The 13,235-nt window shown below is 70.8% G+C and carries 12 protein-coding genes and 1 pseudogene; 8 read left to right on the forward strand and 5 right to left on the reverse strand.

Features of this window, described 5'->3' with window-relative positions:
- Nucleotides 1-36: 36 nt before the first annotated feature.
- From IE325_RS46350 to IE325_RS36865, 4 genes and pseudogenes are all read left to right on the forward strand, one after another.
- Nucleotides 37-354: pseudogene (locus tag IE325_RS46350) on the forward strand (hypothetical protein); the annotation flags it as partial.
- 75 nt (nt 355-429) lie between these two features.
- Entirely contained in the window at nt 430-840 is a 411-nt protein-coding gene (locus tag IE325_RS36855) for a TetR-like C-terminal domain-containing protein (RefSeq protein ID WP_229912293.1), read from the forward strand.
- A 194-nt stretch (nt 841-1,034) separates the two neighbouring features.
- The gene (locus tag IE325_RS36860; protein ID WP_190074519.1) at nt 1,035-1,283 is read left to right on the forward strand and encodes a hypothetical protein; all 249 of its coding nucleotides are present in this window, start codon (nt 1,035-1,037) and stop codon (nt 1,281-1,283) included.
- A gap of 200 nt (nt 1,284-1,483) precedes the next feature.
- Nucleotides 1,484-2,182 (forward strand): YqeB family protein, encoded by a 699-nt coding sequence (locus tag IE325_RS36865; RefSeq protein WP_190074520.1) that lies wholly within the window; start codon nt 1,484-1,486, stop codon nt 2,180-2,182.
- A gap of 347 nt (nt 2,183-2,529) precedes the next feature.
- Here IE325_RS36865 and IE325_RS36870 read toward each other — a convergent pair whose 3' ends face one another.
- Both IE325_RS36870 and IE325_RS36875 read right to left on the reverse strand, forming a co-directional pair.
- Nucleotides 2,530-3,993, reverse strand: a complete 1,464-nt coding sequence (locus tag IE325_RS36870; protein WP_190074521.1) for a hypothetical protein — start codon at nt 3,991-3,993, stop codon at nt 2,530-2,532.
- A gap of 241 nt (nt 3,994-4,234) precedes the next feature.
- Nucleotides 4,235-5,749, reverse strand: a complete 1,515-nt coding sequence (locus IE325_RS36875; protein WP_190074522.1) for a sigma-70 family RNA polymerase sigma factor — start codon at nt 5,747-5,749, stop codon at nt 4,235-4,237.
- A gap of 233 nt (nt 5,750-5,982) precedes the next feature.
- Here IE325_RS36875 and IE325_RS36880 point away from each other — a divergent pair, with 233 nt between their 5' ends.
- Nucleotides 5,983-6,396 carry an SsgA family sporulation/cell division regulator gene (locus IE325_RS36880; protein ID WP_190074523.1) on the forward strand — a complete coding sequence of 138 codons (414 nt, stop codon included), beginning with the start codon at nt 5,983-5,985 and terminating at the stop codon, nt 6,394-6,396.
- Between the two features lie 22 nt (nt 6,397-6,418).
- Here the strand turns inward: IE325_RS36880 and IE325_RS36885 are convergent, their stop codons facing one another.
- Nucleotides 6,419-6,880 (reverse strand): Lrp/AsnC family transcriptional regulator, encoded by a 462-nt coding sequence (locus IE325_RS36885; RefSeq protein WP_190074524.1) that lies wholly within the window; start codon nt 6,878-6,880, stop codon nt 6,419-6,421.
- Nucleotides 6,881-6,989: 109 nt separating this feature from the next.
- Between IE325_RS36885 and IE325_RS36890 the strand changes: the two genes are divergently transcribed.
- Complete coding sequence (locus tag IE325_RS36890; protein WP_190074525.1) at nt 6,990-7,895, forward strand: methyltransferase domain-containing protein; 906 nt, start codon at nt 6,990-6,992, stop codon at nt 7,893-7,895.
- Nucleotides 7,896-7,925: 30 nt separating this feature from the next.
- Here IE325_RS36890 and IE325_RS36895 read toward each other — a convergent pair whose 3' ends face one another.
- Together IE325_RS36895 and IE325_RS36900 are read right to left on the reverse strand one after the other, a co-directional pair.
- Entirely contained in the window at nt 7,926-8,687 is a 762-nt protein-coding gene (locus IE325_RS36895; protein WP_190074526.1) for a PE-PPE domain-containing protein, read from the reverse strand.
- A gap of 54 nt (nt 8,688-8,741) precedes the next feature.
- Complete coding sequence (locus IE325_RS36900; RefSeq protein WP_190074527.1) at nt 8,742-11,087, reverse strand: helix-turn-helix domain-containing protein; 2,346 nt, start codon at nt 11,085-11,087, stop codon at nt 8,742-8,744.
- 184 nt (nt 11,088-11,271) lie between these two features.
- Here IE325_RS36900 and IE325_RS36905 point away from each other — a divergent pair, with 184 nt between their 5' ends.
- The gene (locus tag IE325_RS36905) at nt 11,272-12,363 is read left to right on the forward strand and encodes an AfsR/SARP family transcriptional regulator (RefSeq protein WP_190074528.1); all 1,092 of its coding nucleotides are present in this window, start codon (nt 11,272-11,274) and stop codon (nt 12,361-12,363) included.
- Nucleotides 12,360-13,061, forward strand: a complete 702-nt coding sequence (locus IE325_RS36910; RefSeq protein ID WP_190074529.1) for a DUF6585 family protein — start codon at nt 12,360-12,362, stop codon at nt 13,059-13,061. Before IE325_RS36905 ends, IE325_RS36910 begins: the two co-directional genes overlap by 4 nt.
- Nucleotides 13,062-13,235: the final 174 nt, after the last annotated feature.

Here is a 13,235-nt window from a genome sequence, read left to right on the forward strand (position 1 = left end):
TACCTACGGCCCCAAAGACGCAATCTGCTGCAGTCCTTGAGCGCACCATCGCTTGCACTCACATCCTGGATCTCCAACCACCCAGCTGGAGGGCAACATGACGCTCAGGTTCCTCGGCACAACCAGCGACGACGGCGACTGCCCCACCCTCTACGACATCGAGGGCACGGACGAGATCCTCGTCCAGGGCGAGCGGGAGACCGCCCCAGAGCAACTCGCTCAGCTGCGGGACGTCAAGGCGTCCGAGACCTTCGCCCGTGTCCCGCGCCGCCTGCAGGCGAGGACATCGCCAGCGATCTCGACAACGCGTGGCGCGAGAACGTCCGCGCGCAGACGGCACAGGGCAAGTGGTTCGAGCGTGTCCGGCTGGTCGATGAACCGCCCACGCAGGGTCAGGAGTTCCTGCTAGCCAAACTGCGAGGTGAACCCGTGATCCAGACGTACCCGCCCGAAAAAACCATCGCTGCCCAGCCTCGCACCGGCCGCTCCCTCGTCACCAACGCCGACCTGGTGGACTTCCTGGTGGCGCTCGCCGGGGGCCTGGAGACGCCGTTCGGCCGGACCCTCGAACAGACCATCCAGCCCGCCCGCCACACCGCCACCGTCCAGGCGCTGACCAAGATCCTCGACCAGCGTGTGGCGGCCATGCGGCGTCGCGTGGACATCGCCGTCGAACGGGGTGAACTGCCCCCGGTGGACAGCTCGTTCCTCGGCGAGAGGATTTCCGGGCCGGTACATCTGATCGTCAATCGCGGAATGCGTTCGTTCGCCCGGGAGGACGCGGAGCGGATTGTGGGCGTGGTGCTCGCCGGTATTCGGGCCACGGCGCGGCAGCCCTGAGCAGTCGGCTCGGCGGTGCGCGCCTCAGCTGATGGGGACTCACGCCGTCGTAGCCGTCGTAGAGCTGATTGGTCCTCATGGGTGTGGCCCGTATGGCAGCTTCGATGAGCGGTGTGCGGAATATCCGACTAGCCTCCGAAATGAGCGCTAAGTGGATCTTTAATGGCGCGCTCTACTCGAATCAAGGAGGAGACATGCGCAAGCTTCAGAAGGCCGCTCTCGCGGCCACGATGGTCGGGACCCTCAGCCTCATAGCCACCGGCACCGCCTCCGCACAGCCTTCGTACGGCGAGCATGGCCATGGGCACTGCAAGTCGCACGACATGAACATCGACATTCTCGGTCAGGTCGGAATTCTCAACGGCCTTGCGGGCAACTTGCTCAATGGTGAGGGTCACCCTGGCGCGCAGTTCGGCGGCGTCGGGTCCGAGTGCCACCACTGAGTGATAGCGGATCCGTCTCGTAGTTCACCGAGAACGAGAACCGAGAAGAGAAAGGGCCCTGGTGCCCGGGTCACGCACCCGGCACCGGGGCCCATGTCTTGCGCGCGACCAAAGTCGCAGTGGCGCAGACCATCGGACGATGACTGCGGGTACGGGCCCTCGCCAGACTCGGCACATCGGGAGAGAGAGCGGGGGACAGCGTGAAAGGTGCCGAAGGCACGGGCGTCGTACTCAGGCAGTCTGCCTGGGGGCTGACGTTGTTTTGGGTGGCGTGTGGGGGTGTCGGGGGGTGGCTGGTCACTCTTCTTGCCGATTGGCTGGTGACCTTGGCCTGGGCGCCGCTTCAGGGGCCCGCCAAACTGTTGAATTCCGTTCCCGAGCCTTGGCTCAGCGTCGGGAGTGTGGGGGCGGGGGCCGGGCTGGGGCTGGTGGTCGGGCTCGTCGCGGTGCATGAGTCGCTGGTGGTGAGCGTGTCCCCGAGTCGGGTGGTGCTCGGCGTCAGGGGGTCGTCGGAGGAGTTCGGGCGCGACGAGGTCGGGCTTGTGGTGCGGGACGGCAAGGAGCTCGTGCTGCTGGGGGTGGGCGGTGGCGAGGTTGCTCGGGAGGTGTGCGAGCTGGACCGGGCTCGGGTTGCCGAGGCATTCGCCGCGCACGGGTATCGGTGGGCGGACGAGGATCCGTATCGGGAGGAGTTCCGGCTCTGGGCTCCCGGGATGCCGGGGTTGCCGGCCGGGGCGGACGCGCTGTTGCGGGCTCGGGCGACCGTACGGGGGAAGGACGGGGGCGCGGAGCACGTCCGTGAGCTGCGGAGGGAGCTGTTGCGGCTCGGTGTCGTCGTGCGGGATGAGAAGACGCGGCAGTACTGGCGGGTGGCTCAGCCCGATCTGCCGCTTCCCTGAGAGCAACCGCCCGGGCGCCTGGTCCCTCTTCCGGCTGAGAGGATTGCGCCGGCCGTGGCGGAAGAGGAACGGAAGGGGGGCTGAGCATGATCGTGCTCATTCTGGTGGGGATTCTGGTGCTCGCCGTCGGGGGGTGCGTGTGTGTCGTGTGGGCCTCGCGCGGTGGGCCGCGGTGGGTGCGGGTGGTGGCCAGTGTGACGCTGGGGGTGGGCGAGGTGGTGCGGGTGCTGAGTCGTAGTAGTGGGCGGAGGTCGGGGGCGGGCTCCAGCTCCAGCGATGGGGACTGACCTCCTACGGCTGCCGACGCCCCCCTCTTACGCCCGCTGGAGCCCGCTCACTTCCTCCGGTCAGGCGGCCGTCGCCTTCCCCTCCGTCAACAGCCACTCGTGGTGTACGGCGCCCAAGGGGACCTTCGTCTGGAGTATCGGGGTGCCGAAGATGCTCAGTTGGAGGTTGAGGGTGCCGGTCAGGTCCACGCCGCCGTACAGGGCGTAGGCGGCCGCTGCCGTGCCCGTACCGTCGGATGTGCCCCCGGCCGAGGTCTCGGCGTGGGCGCGTAGGTACGGGGCCAGGTCGGCGGTGACGCCGACCGTGCCGTAGAGGCCGACCGTGGCCTCGGCTCCCAGCGCGGCCTTGACGTCGCCGGCCGCCGTCACCGTTGTCTTGAGAGGCTCGCCCTTCATCTCGGACTCGCTCACCGGCATCCAGCCCTTCGCCCAGGAGAAGGAGCCGCCAACCCGGAAGTCGCCCTTGAGGTCCTGTTCGACGTCGACCGTGACCTTGCCGTCGGCGTTCACCTGGATGTAGCAGGTCAGGTCGAGATTGACGACGACCGGGATCGGGCCCACCTGGATCACCGGGTCGGCGTGCAGCTTGGCGAAGGGGATGCGGATCGGCTGCCCGCCGTTGGGCGAACCTGCCGCCCGGCCTTTCAAGGACCACTTGGAAGCCCAGTCACCCGACAGGCCCAGGAAGGCGGCGCCGGGGCCCGAGTTCCCGCCGGAGCCGTCGTACGAGAACTCGACCTCCGGTGCCAGCTGTACGAAGCCCTCCACCGACGCCGATGCCGACGCCGATGCCGACGCCGGGGCGCCCTCGGCCGTGGCCACCGACGCGCCCACGTCCATCCGCAGGCTGCCGAGCGGGAGTTTCGCCCCCTCGGGGCCGAAGCGGAGGTCGCCGGTCTTCGCCCAGGAGACCTTGACGCCCTTGACCAGCGGCTCGACCTCGACCGTCGACGGGTCCACCGGGACCTCGCCCTGGGCCTTGCTCGCGCCGAGCACGGAGTTCAGCTTCGCCGGTGCCGTCTCGACGGACGTACCGCCGTCTTCGGCGGTGCCCACGACCTTCGTGACCTCGGCGAGAACGCCGTCGGGGGCGCCGGGGGCGGGGGCGCTGGCGATGATGTCGCCGGTGGTCACCGGGGGTTGGGCGGAAGGCTTCGCCGTCGGGGTGGTGGGCCCTGCGGAGGGCGCCCCGGTGGTCGGCTTCTTGGCCGGCTGCGCCGCGATGACTGCCCGTCCGGTCTTCCTGTCGTACGAGGCGACCTTGAGGGAAGACTTCTTCGCCGTGCCTCCCGGCGCTGCTCCCTCCGCCACCGCGGTGGGAGTGGCCTCTCCGGACGGGGCCGAAACCACGGCCAGTTGCTCCTGGGCCGCGGCGGCGGGCTTCGGGCTCTCGGCCGCCGTCGTCGTGGGATCGGGGGTGGCTGAGGTGGTGGTGGCGCTGGAACAGCCGGTGGTCAGTACGGCCGCGATCGCTATCGCCGACAGGGAGAGCAGGGCCTGTCTCTTGAATCTGAGTCTGTGCATGCGTGTTCCTCGGGAGCGGGGTATGGGGGTGCGCTGCAGGAGGTGACGCATGGGGGGGCCGACCGCCATCGCATGGCAGGCATGGCTGTACGGCCGTTGCGGCGTTGTGCTTGCCGACGGTGACCGTGACGTTTGGTTACCCCCCAGTAGTCATGCATGAGCATGCCAGCACCGGGGGGACGGTAGACGCTTTCTTTGGTGGCGGGTGGTGGTGACGTGGGTCACGTCGCCTGATCGGCGGTCAGTTGTCGCAGCCGCCGCCGGGGTCGCCCGGGAGTTCAGGGGTCGGTTCGGGAATCGGCTCGGGAGTCGGCTCGGGGTCGGTCGCCTCCGGCGGGGCGGGGGGTTCCGGGTACTCAGGGGTGGCCGGGTCCTCCGGGGCCTCTGGCTCCTCAACCGGCCCCGGCTCTACGGGAGTCGAGGGCGGTGTCGGCTCCACCGGCGCGGGCACCTCAGCACCGGGAGCCTCGGGCTTCTCGGGCTTCTCGGGCTTCTCCGGCCGCTCCGGCTTCTCCGCCCCACCCTCGACCTTCGGCGGCGGCGGCACAGCCGGCTCATCAACACTCGGCACCTCAGGGTCAGCCACAACCCTCGGCGCACTCTCCACCTTCACCGCCACCGCAGTCACAGGCTCAACGTCACCACTCCCCACCGGCACCCCCGGCGTCCCCGCCTCGCCCCCATCCCCAGCCCCAGTCCCAACCCCCGGCCCCTCTGAAGGCCGAGCCGCCACCGGCGCCTCCGCCAACGGAACCCGAGGCGTGACCGGCGTGGAAGGAGAACCACCCGTACCGAGCGCAAGCATCATCACGATCGCCGCACCCGCCACCGTCACCCCGGCCGCGATCGCCGCCGGAGCCTTCACGGCGCCCGCGCCGCCGACCCCGTTCGCGCCACCCGTCACCGCCTGCCGAGCCGCATGCAGCGCACCACCCAACTGCCCGCTCAGGCCGCCGACCGCGCCCACCGCCCCCGCGGACCCCGCCGCCAACGACAGCAGGAACTTCCCCGCGCCGCCCACGGCGAAGACCAGCAGAGCCGGGCCGACGAGTGCGGGCAGGCGGTCGTTGGCGCGCATCAGTACCGCGAGCCGGCCGCGGCAGTCGGCGCAGGCGTCGACGTGGGCGAGGAGGCGTTCGGACTGGCGGGGTGTGGCGTTGCCGCGGACGTACGCCGGCATGCGCACCCAGTGGACCTCGCAGGCGGGGTCGTCGGGGGCGCCGGTCTGGGAGCGCAGGAAGGCCTGGCGCATGCCTTCGCGGGCGCGGTGCAGCAGGACGGCCGTAGCGCCCTGCTTGGCGCCTATGCGGCGGCCGACCGCCTCCAGCGGCTGGCCCTCCGCCTCGGCCAGCCACAGCGCCTGGACCCAGCGTTCGGGGAGTTGACCCAGTACCCGCACCAACAGGTCCACGGAGGAGACCTGTTCGGCCGGGTCGGCGGTGCCCTCCGCGTGGACGGCGTGCGGGTCGTGCGGGGTTTCGCGGGCTTCGCCCCCTGCCGTCGCCGCCAGATGCCGCACCGTCGTCATCAGGTACGCCGGTACGTTCTCGATCTCATGGCCCTCCGACAGCCGGCGCCAGACGCGGAAGTGCGCCTCGGCGACCAGGTCCTCGGCCACCCAGGAGTTGTTGCGGGATAGCGAGCGCGCGTACGCGACCAGGCGCGGCTGCTGTTCCTCGTAGATACGGGCGTACGAGGCGGTGGCGGACGGGGGAGGTGACGCCTGGGCGGGCACCTTGGGGGAACCGTCGGACATGGCGGGAACGCTCCGGTTGCCGGCTGAGCTGATGGGCGCGGAAGGGTTTGTCAGCGTAGATGACTAAATTCTCAAGCAACTGGTTCGGGTGAGTTAGATCACAGGGGCGGGGTTCCGGTTTCGCGTAATCGACGAGGTCGTCGGGCCGTCATAGAGGCGCACAGGCAACCGTTCAATCGGCAACCAACCGGCGTCCGACCGGCAGCCGCCCGGCCATCACCACGGAGAACCCCATGCGCCCCGCCCTCCAGCAGTCCGTCCGCGCCCGCCTCGTCGACCCCGGCCACCCGGCGCTGCCGATACGTCCCACGCTGCGCTACTCCGCCGCCGAACCCTTCGCCGTGCACATCGACTTCCCGGCCCATGTCTCGGACGACGCGCAGGGCGTCACCTGGACGTTCGCCCGCTCACTGCTGGAGGAGGGGCTCGACGCGGCGGCCGGGATCGGGGACGTCCGGATGGTGCCGTGCGGGCGGTCGCGGACGGTCATCGAGTTCCACGCGCCGCACGGCATGGCGGTCGTCAGATTCGGTACGGCGTCGCTGCGGCGCTTCCTGCAACGGTCGTACGCCGTCGTCGAACCGGGGAGGGAGGAGCTGGGACCGGAGCTCGACCTCGGCCTCATGTGCCTGCTGGACGGGGTCTGAGAGCAGCCAGCCGATCAGCGGGTCACTGGGGCTCGATCGGCGTCAGGACGCGCGTGCCCGTCTGGCGGTAGATCACCGAGCTGCGGAAGGTCACCACCTCGCGGCGGGCGCTGAAGCGGTCCATCAGGAAGTCGTGCAGATGCTCGATGTCCGGGACGGCCACATGGACGAGGAAGTCGTCGTCGCCGGAGACCACGAACACCGAGACGACCTCGGGGAGTCCGGTGAGATAGCCCTCGAAGTCGTAGATCACCTGGCGGCTCAGCGGGCGCAGTTTGACGAAGATCAGCGCTTGCAAGGTGCGGCCCAGCAGGCGTGGCTGTACGGCCGCGTGGTAGCCGGTGATCACTCCGCGGGCGCGCAGGGCACGGACGCGTTCCAGGCAGGTGGAGGGTGCGATGCCTACCCTGCGGGCGAGTTCGCGGTTGGTGAGCCGTGCATCGCGCTGGAGATGGGTGAGGATCGCCGAATCAGTGTCGTCCATGGCCGTCATTCTTCCCGCGCCACCGAATTTGGTTCGGCCGCGCCCCTCAACTCCCGTACCGCGCCGTACATTTCCCTCGCCCTGCCCGGAACGAAGGGAGCCCTCGCCCATGACGACCGCCGCGGCACGATCCATCGACGCACCCATCGATGCCTCCATCAATGCGCCCATCAACGCGTCCATCGACTGGCGCGAGGAGCGCGCCCTCGACGGCGAGCGCCCCCTCGACCAGGCCGTCGGCCACTACGACCACTTCCTCGCCGAGCACTACACCTGGATGCTCGGCGGTGACCTCGACGCGCTCGCCGCGGGGCAGCGTGCCGCGCTCTCGGCGTGGGGTGTGACGCCCGGGTCGGCGATCGGTCCGGCGGCCGGGGCGCTGGCCGTGGATCTGGGGTGCGGTCCGGGGCAGGCGTCGCTCGCGCTGGCAGGTATGGGCTTCGACTCCGTCCTCGCGGTCGATCTGAGCCGGCCGCTGCTCGGCGAACTCGCGGCGCACGCCGCCCACTTGCCCGCCGTACGGGTGGTGCGGGCGGATGTGCGGGGCGCACTGCGGGAGCTGGTACGGCCGGGGTCGGTGGGGGCGGTCGTATGCCTGGGTGACACGTTGACGCATCTGCCGACCCGCGGGGATGTGGCCGCCCTCTTCGCCGACGTCGCCGCCGCGCTCGCGCCCGAGGGGACGGCCGTGTTCGCCTACCGCGATCTGACGGTCCCCCTCACCGGTACGGACCGTTTCCTTCCGGTCCGGGCCACCGAGGACCGCATCATGACGTGCTTCCTCGAATACCCGGACGACTACGACGACTACACGGTCCTCGTGCACGACCTGATCCACACCCGCGCCGACACCGGCTGGACGCTCACCGCCCGCAGTTACCGCAAGCTGCGCCTCTCCCACGCCTGGGTGCTGGAGCAGCTGCGCACGGCCGGGCTGCGGGTGCGGCACGAGGAGAGCGGGGCGGGCGGTATGCGGACGGTCGTGCTGGAGCGGGGGCCCGGCTCACGGGCGTAGCCCCGCGGCCCCCTGGGCCCGGCGGCGGGATCAGGAGTCGGACCAGAACACCCCGTTGAGTCCTTCCTGCGCGATGGTCCTGGACATCACATTGCCCTCCCTCACATAGCGCGAGTGCTTGTCCGTGAGGAAGAAGTCGAGGGCGGCCACCGGCGTGGTGGCGTCGCAGGCGAGGTCGCCGTTGATGCAGAAGCGGGCGACGGGGACGCCCGGGAACTCCCGGGGGCCGGGTCCGGTGGAGGTGAAGCCGAGGGCGCCCAGGCCCTTGGGGACCTTGGCCCACATGCCGGTGTCGGGCTGCTTCGGGTCGGCGTAGAGCTTGCCGTCGACCTGTTCGCGCGGGACGGAGGTGGCGCCGTTCGCGATGGCCTCCAGGACCGCGTCTGCGGCCTGGGCGCCCTGGGAGTAGCCGACGATGGTGAGGCGTGCGGTCGGGTCCTCGCGGTGGGTCTTCTCGACGGCGGCCAGGAGGTTGTCGTAGCCCTGGGCCACGCTGCTGTCGTAGCTCGGCGCGGTGAGGTCGGGGGCGTTCCGGCCGTTGAGCCAGGGGCCGGCGCTGGACGGGTAGCAGACGGGGACGACCTTCGCGCCCTCCTCCAGGCGCTGGTTGGCGAAGTAGAACGTCCCGGTGCACTGCGGCGCGGGCAGCGCGGCGCCGGTGCCGCCGATCTCGACGTAGTAGTGGGCCGGGGCCTCCTCGGCCTGCGCGACGGCGGGTGTGAGGGCGGCGGCGGTCAGGGTCATCGCCGCCGCCAGGGCGAGGGTGGTGGCGACGCTGTGGGTGCTCGGCATGGTGTCCCCCATGGTCCGGTGGCCGTCGGTCGGTGTGTACTGCGGCGCCAGACGCTAAGGAGGGGCGATGAAATCGTCGTGAAGCGTGGAACGGCCGTGGTGCCGGGCGAGATGGTGCTGCAGCCGTGCGTGCCGGAACTGGTAGACCGCGCCGGCCTGGCGCAGCACGCCACGCTGGTAGGCGTCCTCCAGGAAGGTGAGCACCGCCCAGGGCAGCCGCCCGGTCAGCGGCAGCCACACCCGGGTCAGGACGAGCCACTGGCCCCAGGCCGTCAGGGTGAGCGCATAGCCGAGGGCGCCGCCGAGGCCGCTGATGGTGCCGAGGATCAGTCCGGCTCCGGAGGTCCAGATGAGCGGGCCCAGCGGCCGCTGCAGAAGGTCCACCACCACTCCGCTGCCGAAGCCGACGACGGCCCCGAAGACCGGGGCCCAGACCAGCAGTTGGGTGGTGACGGCGCCCCGGTCGGTCATCAGGAGGCTGCGCGGGTTGACGGCCGAGTCGAGGTCGAGAGGGGTTTCCAGGACACCGAGGAGACAGAAGGTGATTCCGGCACCGGCGGCGAAGACCGAGCCGTAGACGAGCCCGTCGACCAGCGCGATGTGCAGCACGAGCGAGACGTCGTCGGTCCATGCGTACCCCTTCACCAGCCCGATCACGAACCCGTACCCGAAGCCGAAGACCGCCCCGCCGAGGGTGCCGATCACCAGTCGCGGACCGGCCTTCCACGCGGTGGTCTCGGGTCGGCCGCGGATCTGCAGCCGCACGGTGGACGGCGTGACGTGCTTGCCCTTGGCCGTGTACGTCAGCCAGTGCACGAACCCGAACATCAGCCCGGCGAGCAGCCCGACGAGCGCCGCGTCCACGACCGGCCCCGTGAACGTCCCGTGGAAGGCGATACCGGCAACGCCGTCGACGACACCGATGGCCAGCCCCGTGATCACGGCGGTGACGAGGGCGCGCGTCGAGCCGTGCAGGCCATTGCCGAGCCGCCACCACGCGAGGTCGGGTGTCCTGAGCCGGGTCAGATGGTGGGCGAGGAAGCCCAGCCAGCGCCGGGCACGATCGGCGTCGAAGCCCTGGTGCGCCCTGCCGGACGCGCTGCCGTGCAGACGATGGCGGTAGACGGTGGGGATGAAGTTGTCCAGGAGATGGTCCTCCAGCGCCTCCGGGCTGTCGAAGCGGTCGGTGTCGAGGAGGGTGGCCGGGTCGTGGTCGGGGGTGTCGCTGTAGATGGTGCGGGCGAGGGCGACCATCAGCGGGGTCTTCAGGACGATGGCCAGAGGCGCCTCGGGTCGTGCCTCCGGCTGCTCGCGCAGTGCGCTCAGCACCGGGTCCCAGGCGTTCGCCGTGGGGTTCGCGCGGCCCGACTTGCGGGTGGTGCGGGGCAGATAGGCGGCCAGGTCGTCGAGGGTGAGGTCGGTGAGCCGGATCGCGGCTGCCGACGTCAGCACATCGGTCTCGGCGACCGCGGCGGCGTATTCATCGGGCCGGCTGGTGAGGACCAGCGGGAGAGTGGTGGTGTTGAGCGCCTCCAGCGCGGGGCGGCGCAGACCGTCGGCGATCTCGTCGAAGCCGTCCAGTACAGGGAGTATCCGGCCCGTCTCCACCAACTCGGCGGCGAGGCTCTCCCGGCCCTCGCCCCGGGCGGCGTAACCGGGGTGGTCGCGCATCAACTGCTCGGTGAGCCAGTCGCGCAGGGTGATGGTGGTGGGGTTCCAGGCGCCGATGCTGAAGATCACGGGGACGGGTTCGGCGGGCGTACGCGTCTTGAGGTGGTCGAGGACGAAACGCAGGGCCAGGATCGTCTTGGCCGAGCCGGACCGGCCGAGGAGGACGAGACGCCCGGACGGTAAGCGCCGGTAGGTGGCGGCGATCTCGCCCAGTTCGCCGGAGAGGTCGAGCGGTTCGGCGGTGGCGTTCGCGGGGAGCCGGAGGATGTTGGCCCAGTGGTCGGTGAGGGTCTCGGGGGCCGTGTCCCAGCGGACGGGGAGGGGGAACGGGTCCTGGACCTGGCGTTGTTCCTCTTCGCGCTGCCAGCGGGTGGCTATGAGCCTTGCGAGTTGTTCGGCGGGGGTGGGATCGAGGGTGAGGGGGTCGGCCGGAAGCTCGGCCGGTGTGCCGATCCCGTCGGGCTCGTCCAAGCCCTCCCGGCCGTCCGGTTCATCGCCGTCCTCGTCCCGTGGGACGGCGGCGCTCAATAACTCCTCGCGCTCCCGGGGCCGTAGCTGAAGCGCCTTGGCCAGCTCCTGGACCGTGATCATGCGCGGGTTGGTGCGCTTGCCGGTCTCCAGGCCCCGGATCGTGCGCGCACTGACCCCGGAACGCTCCGCCAGCTCCTCCTGCGTCATCCCCTCCCGCGTCCGCAGCCGTCGCAGCACCTCGCCGAACTCACCGGCCACAAGTCACGGCCCTTCCCCCACAGATAGCGACTTTTCGCAGGTGAGGGACTCTAGCGCGGCCACCGGCCACATATGACCGCCTCAATGGCCTGTCCACGTTTCCTCCACCCGGGCCACCTTCGATGGCATCGACGGGATCGACCGCAACGAACGCATCGACCGGTCCGGAGAACGGGGAATCGCCATGCCTACGACGACCGCGCACAAGGGACGCCCGACCATGCGCAAGGGCCACCCGGCCCGCCCGGACCTCGCCGCGCTCACCCCCCACGAACGTGAGCTGCTCCGCGCGCTCGGCTGCGGCCTGGCGGACGCCGAGATCGCCGCCGCGCTCGCGCTGCCCGAGCATGCGGTGGCCGCACAACTGGGCCACGTCCTGCTGAAGCTGGGGCTGCGCGACCGGGCCGCGGCCATCGTGCACGCCTTCGACTGCGGACTCGTCGTACCGGGGCAAGGGCCCCGCAGGCGAACAGCACCGGGAACCACGGTCCGGGGCCGACCCGACGCACGCCTCCGGGTCTGTGTGCTCGGCCCGCTGCGGGCGCGGTTCGCCGGGCGGACGGTGGACGTCGGCCCGGTCCGGCAGCAGGCCGTACTGGCGGCGCTGGCGCTGAGCCCCGGCCGGTCGGTCAGCCGGCAGCAACTGCTGGACGGCGTCTGGGGGATGGAGTCGCCCGGCGCGAACGTCGTACCGGTCTACGTCTACCGGCTGCGCAAGGGCCTGCGGCTCGGGGAGTGCCCGGAGACGGTGATCGGCCGGGACCGGTACGGCTATCGGCTGGCCCGGGACGCGGTCGAGGTCGATGTGACGTGCATGGAGGAGCTCGTCAACGCGGCCGACGCCGCCGAGCGGGCCGGTGACGCGACGGAGGCGGTACGGCTGTACGGCCATGCGCTGGACCTGTTCCGCGGCGAGCCCCTCGCCGGACTGCCGGGCCCCTTGGCCGAGTTGGAGCGGCTGCGGCTCGCGGAACGCCGGGTGGCCCTGGCGCAGCGCAGGGCGGAGTGGCAGCTGCGGCTCGGCCGGGTCACCGAGGCGATCACGGACCTGTCGGCTCTGTCCGTGGAACAGCCCCTGAACGAACCGGTCGCCGCACTCCTGATGCACGCACTCCACCGGTCCGGCCGCCGGGCGGAAGCCCTGACCGTCTACGACCGCACGGCACGACGACTGGCCACCGAGCTGGAGGTGGCACCGGGCGAACTGCTGTGCCGGGCACGCTGGTCGGTGCTGCGTGGGGACGAGTCGGGACGCGGGCGGGCGGGTGCGGCGTGAGTGGCGGGAGCCACAACCGCGCCGCCGAACTGCTCCTCGCAAGGGTCTCCGAAGCCGCGGGCCGGGCGCATCTCGGCCGCCGCCACGCCACCTACCGCGCACCGGACACGGCGGAATCGACCGCTCCACGAACTGCCGCCGCCACAAGGGCACTACGCCTGCTGCGACGGCCCGGCGGCAGCACTGGAAGCACCGCGGCTGCCCGTCTGGACCTCTACGCGCACGGTCTGACGGTCGCCGTAGACGGACGGATCCACGTCGTCCGCTACGACACGACGGTCGTACGGCGACGCAGACAGCTCTCCCCCCGGGGCATCGTCCGCACCCACGTGCTCCTCGACATCGACGGCGAGCGGATCGTGCTGCGCCGCGACGACTTCGCCGAACCGGAGGTGTGGGGCCCCGAGATCCACCTTGCCGTCACCGACGCCCAGTTGCCCCGGGCCCTGGCCGCGCTGGCCCGAGGTGAACGCCTCGACTTCGGCCCGGTGTGGATCACCGGGACGGAGGTCGGCTCCCGGAGAACGGCCGTGCGCTGGGCACAGGTGCAGCGGATCGAGGTCCTCAAGGGCTCCGTCGCCGTACGCGCCGCCGGGCGATGGCAGGTATGGGGCTCCGTGATGTCCGGAATCCCGAACCTCTGCGTACTGCTCGCCCTCGCCGAGCACCTCTCAGCCGCCGAATGCGACGACGACTGACGTAGGTGACTGATGACACGGAGTCGGATATTCGTTTGTCCCACGATTTCGACCGGCCCTACAGTGAGTCGACTTCGACGAGACGTTCCCCTGGAAACAGGCCGCAGAGCGGGAGCGTCCCACCTCGATGAGGTGCAGGAGGGGCGGCAGTGACTTTGTCGACCCCTCGTTCCG

Source organism: Streptomyces lanatus (assembly GCF_014655715.1).
Lineage (GTDB): Bacteria > Actinomycetota > Actinomycetes > Streptomycetales > Streptomycetaceae > Streptomyces > Streptomyces lanatus.

Excerpts from the sequence above, each read along its gene's own strand:
- IE325_RS36860 (WP_190074519.1), top strand. The coding sequence starts at position 1,035 with ATGCGCAAGCTTCAGAAGGCCGCTCTCGCGGCCACGATGGTCGGGACC.
- IE325_RS36870 (WP_190074521.1), bottom strand. The coding sequence starts at position 3,993 with ATGCACAGACTCAGATTCAAGAGACAGGCCCTGCTCTCCCTGTCGGCG.
- IE325_RS36875 (WP_190074522.1), bottom strand. The coding sequence starts at position 5,749 with ATGTCCGACGGTTCCCCCAAGGTGCCCGCCCAGGCGTCACCTCCCCCG.
- IE325_RS36880 (WP_190074523.1), top strand. The coding sequence starts at position 5,983 with ATGCGCCCCGCCCTCCAGCAGTCCGTCCGCGCCCGCCTCGTCGACCCC.
- IE325_RS36885 (WP_190074524.1), bottom strand. The coding sequence starts at position 6,880 with ATGGACGACACTGATTCGGCGATCCTCACCCATCTCCAGCGCGATGCA.
- IE325_RS36890 (WP_190074525.1), top strand. The coding sequence starts at position 6,990 with ATGACGACCGCCGCGGCACGATCCATCGACGCACCCATCGATGCCTCC.
- IE325_RS36895 (WP_190074526.1), bottom strand. The coding sequence starts at position 8,687 with ATGCCGAGCACCCACAGCGTCGCCACCACCCTCGCCCTGGCGGCGGCG.
- IE325_RS36905 (WP_190074528.1), top strand. The coding sequence starts at position 11,272 with ATGCCTACGACGACCGCGCACAAGGGACGCCCGACCATGCGCAAGGGC.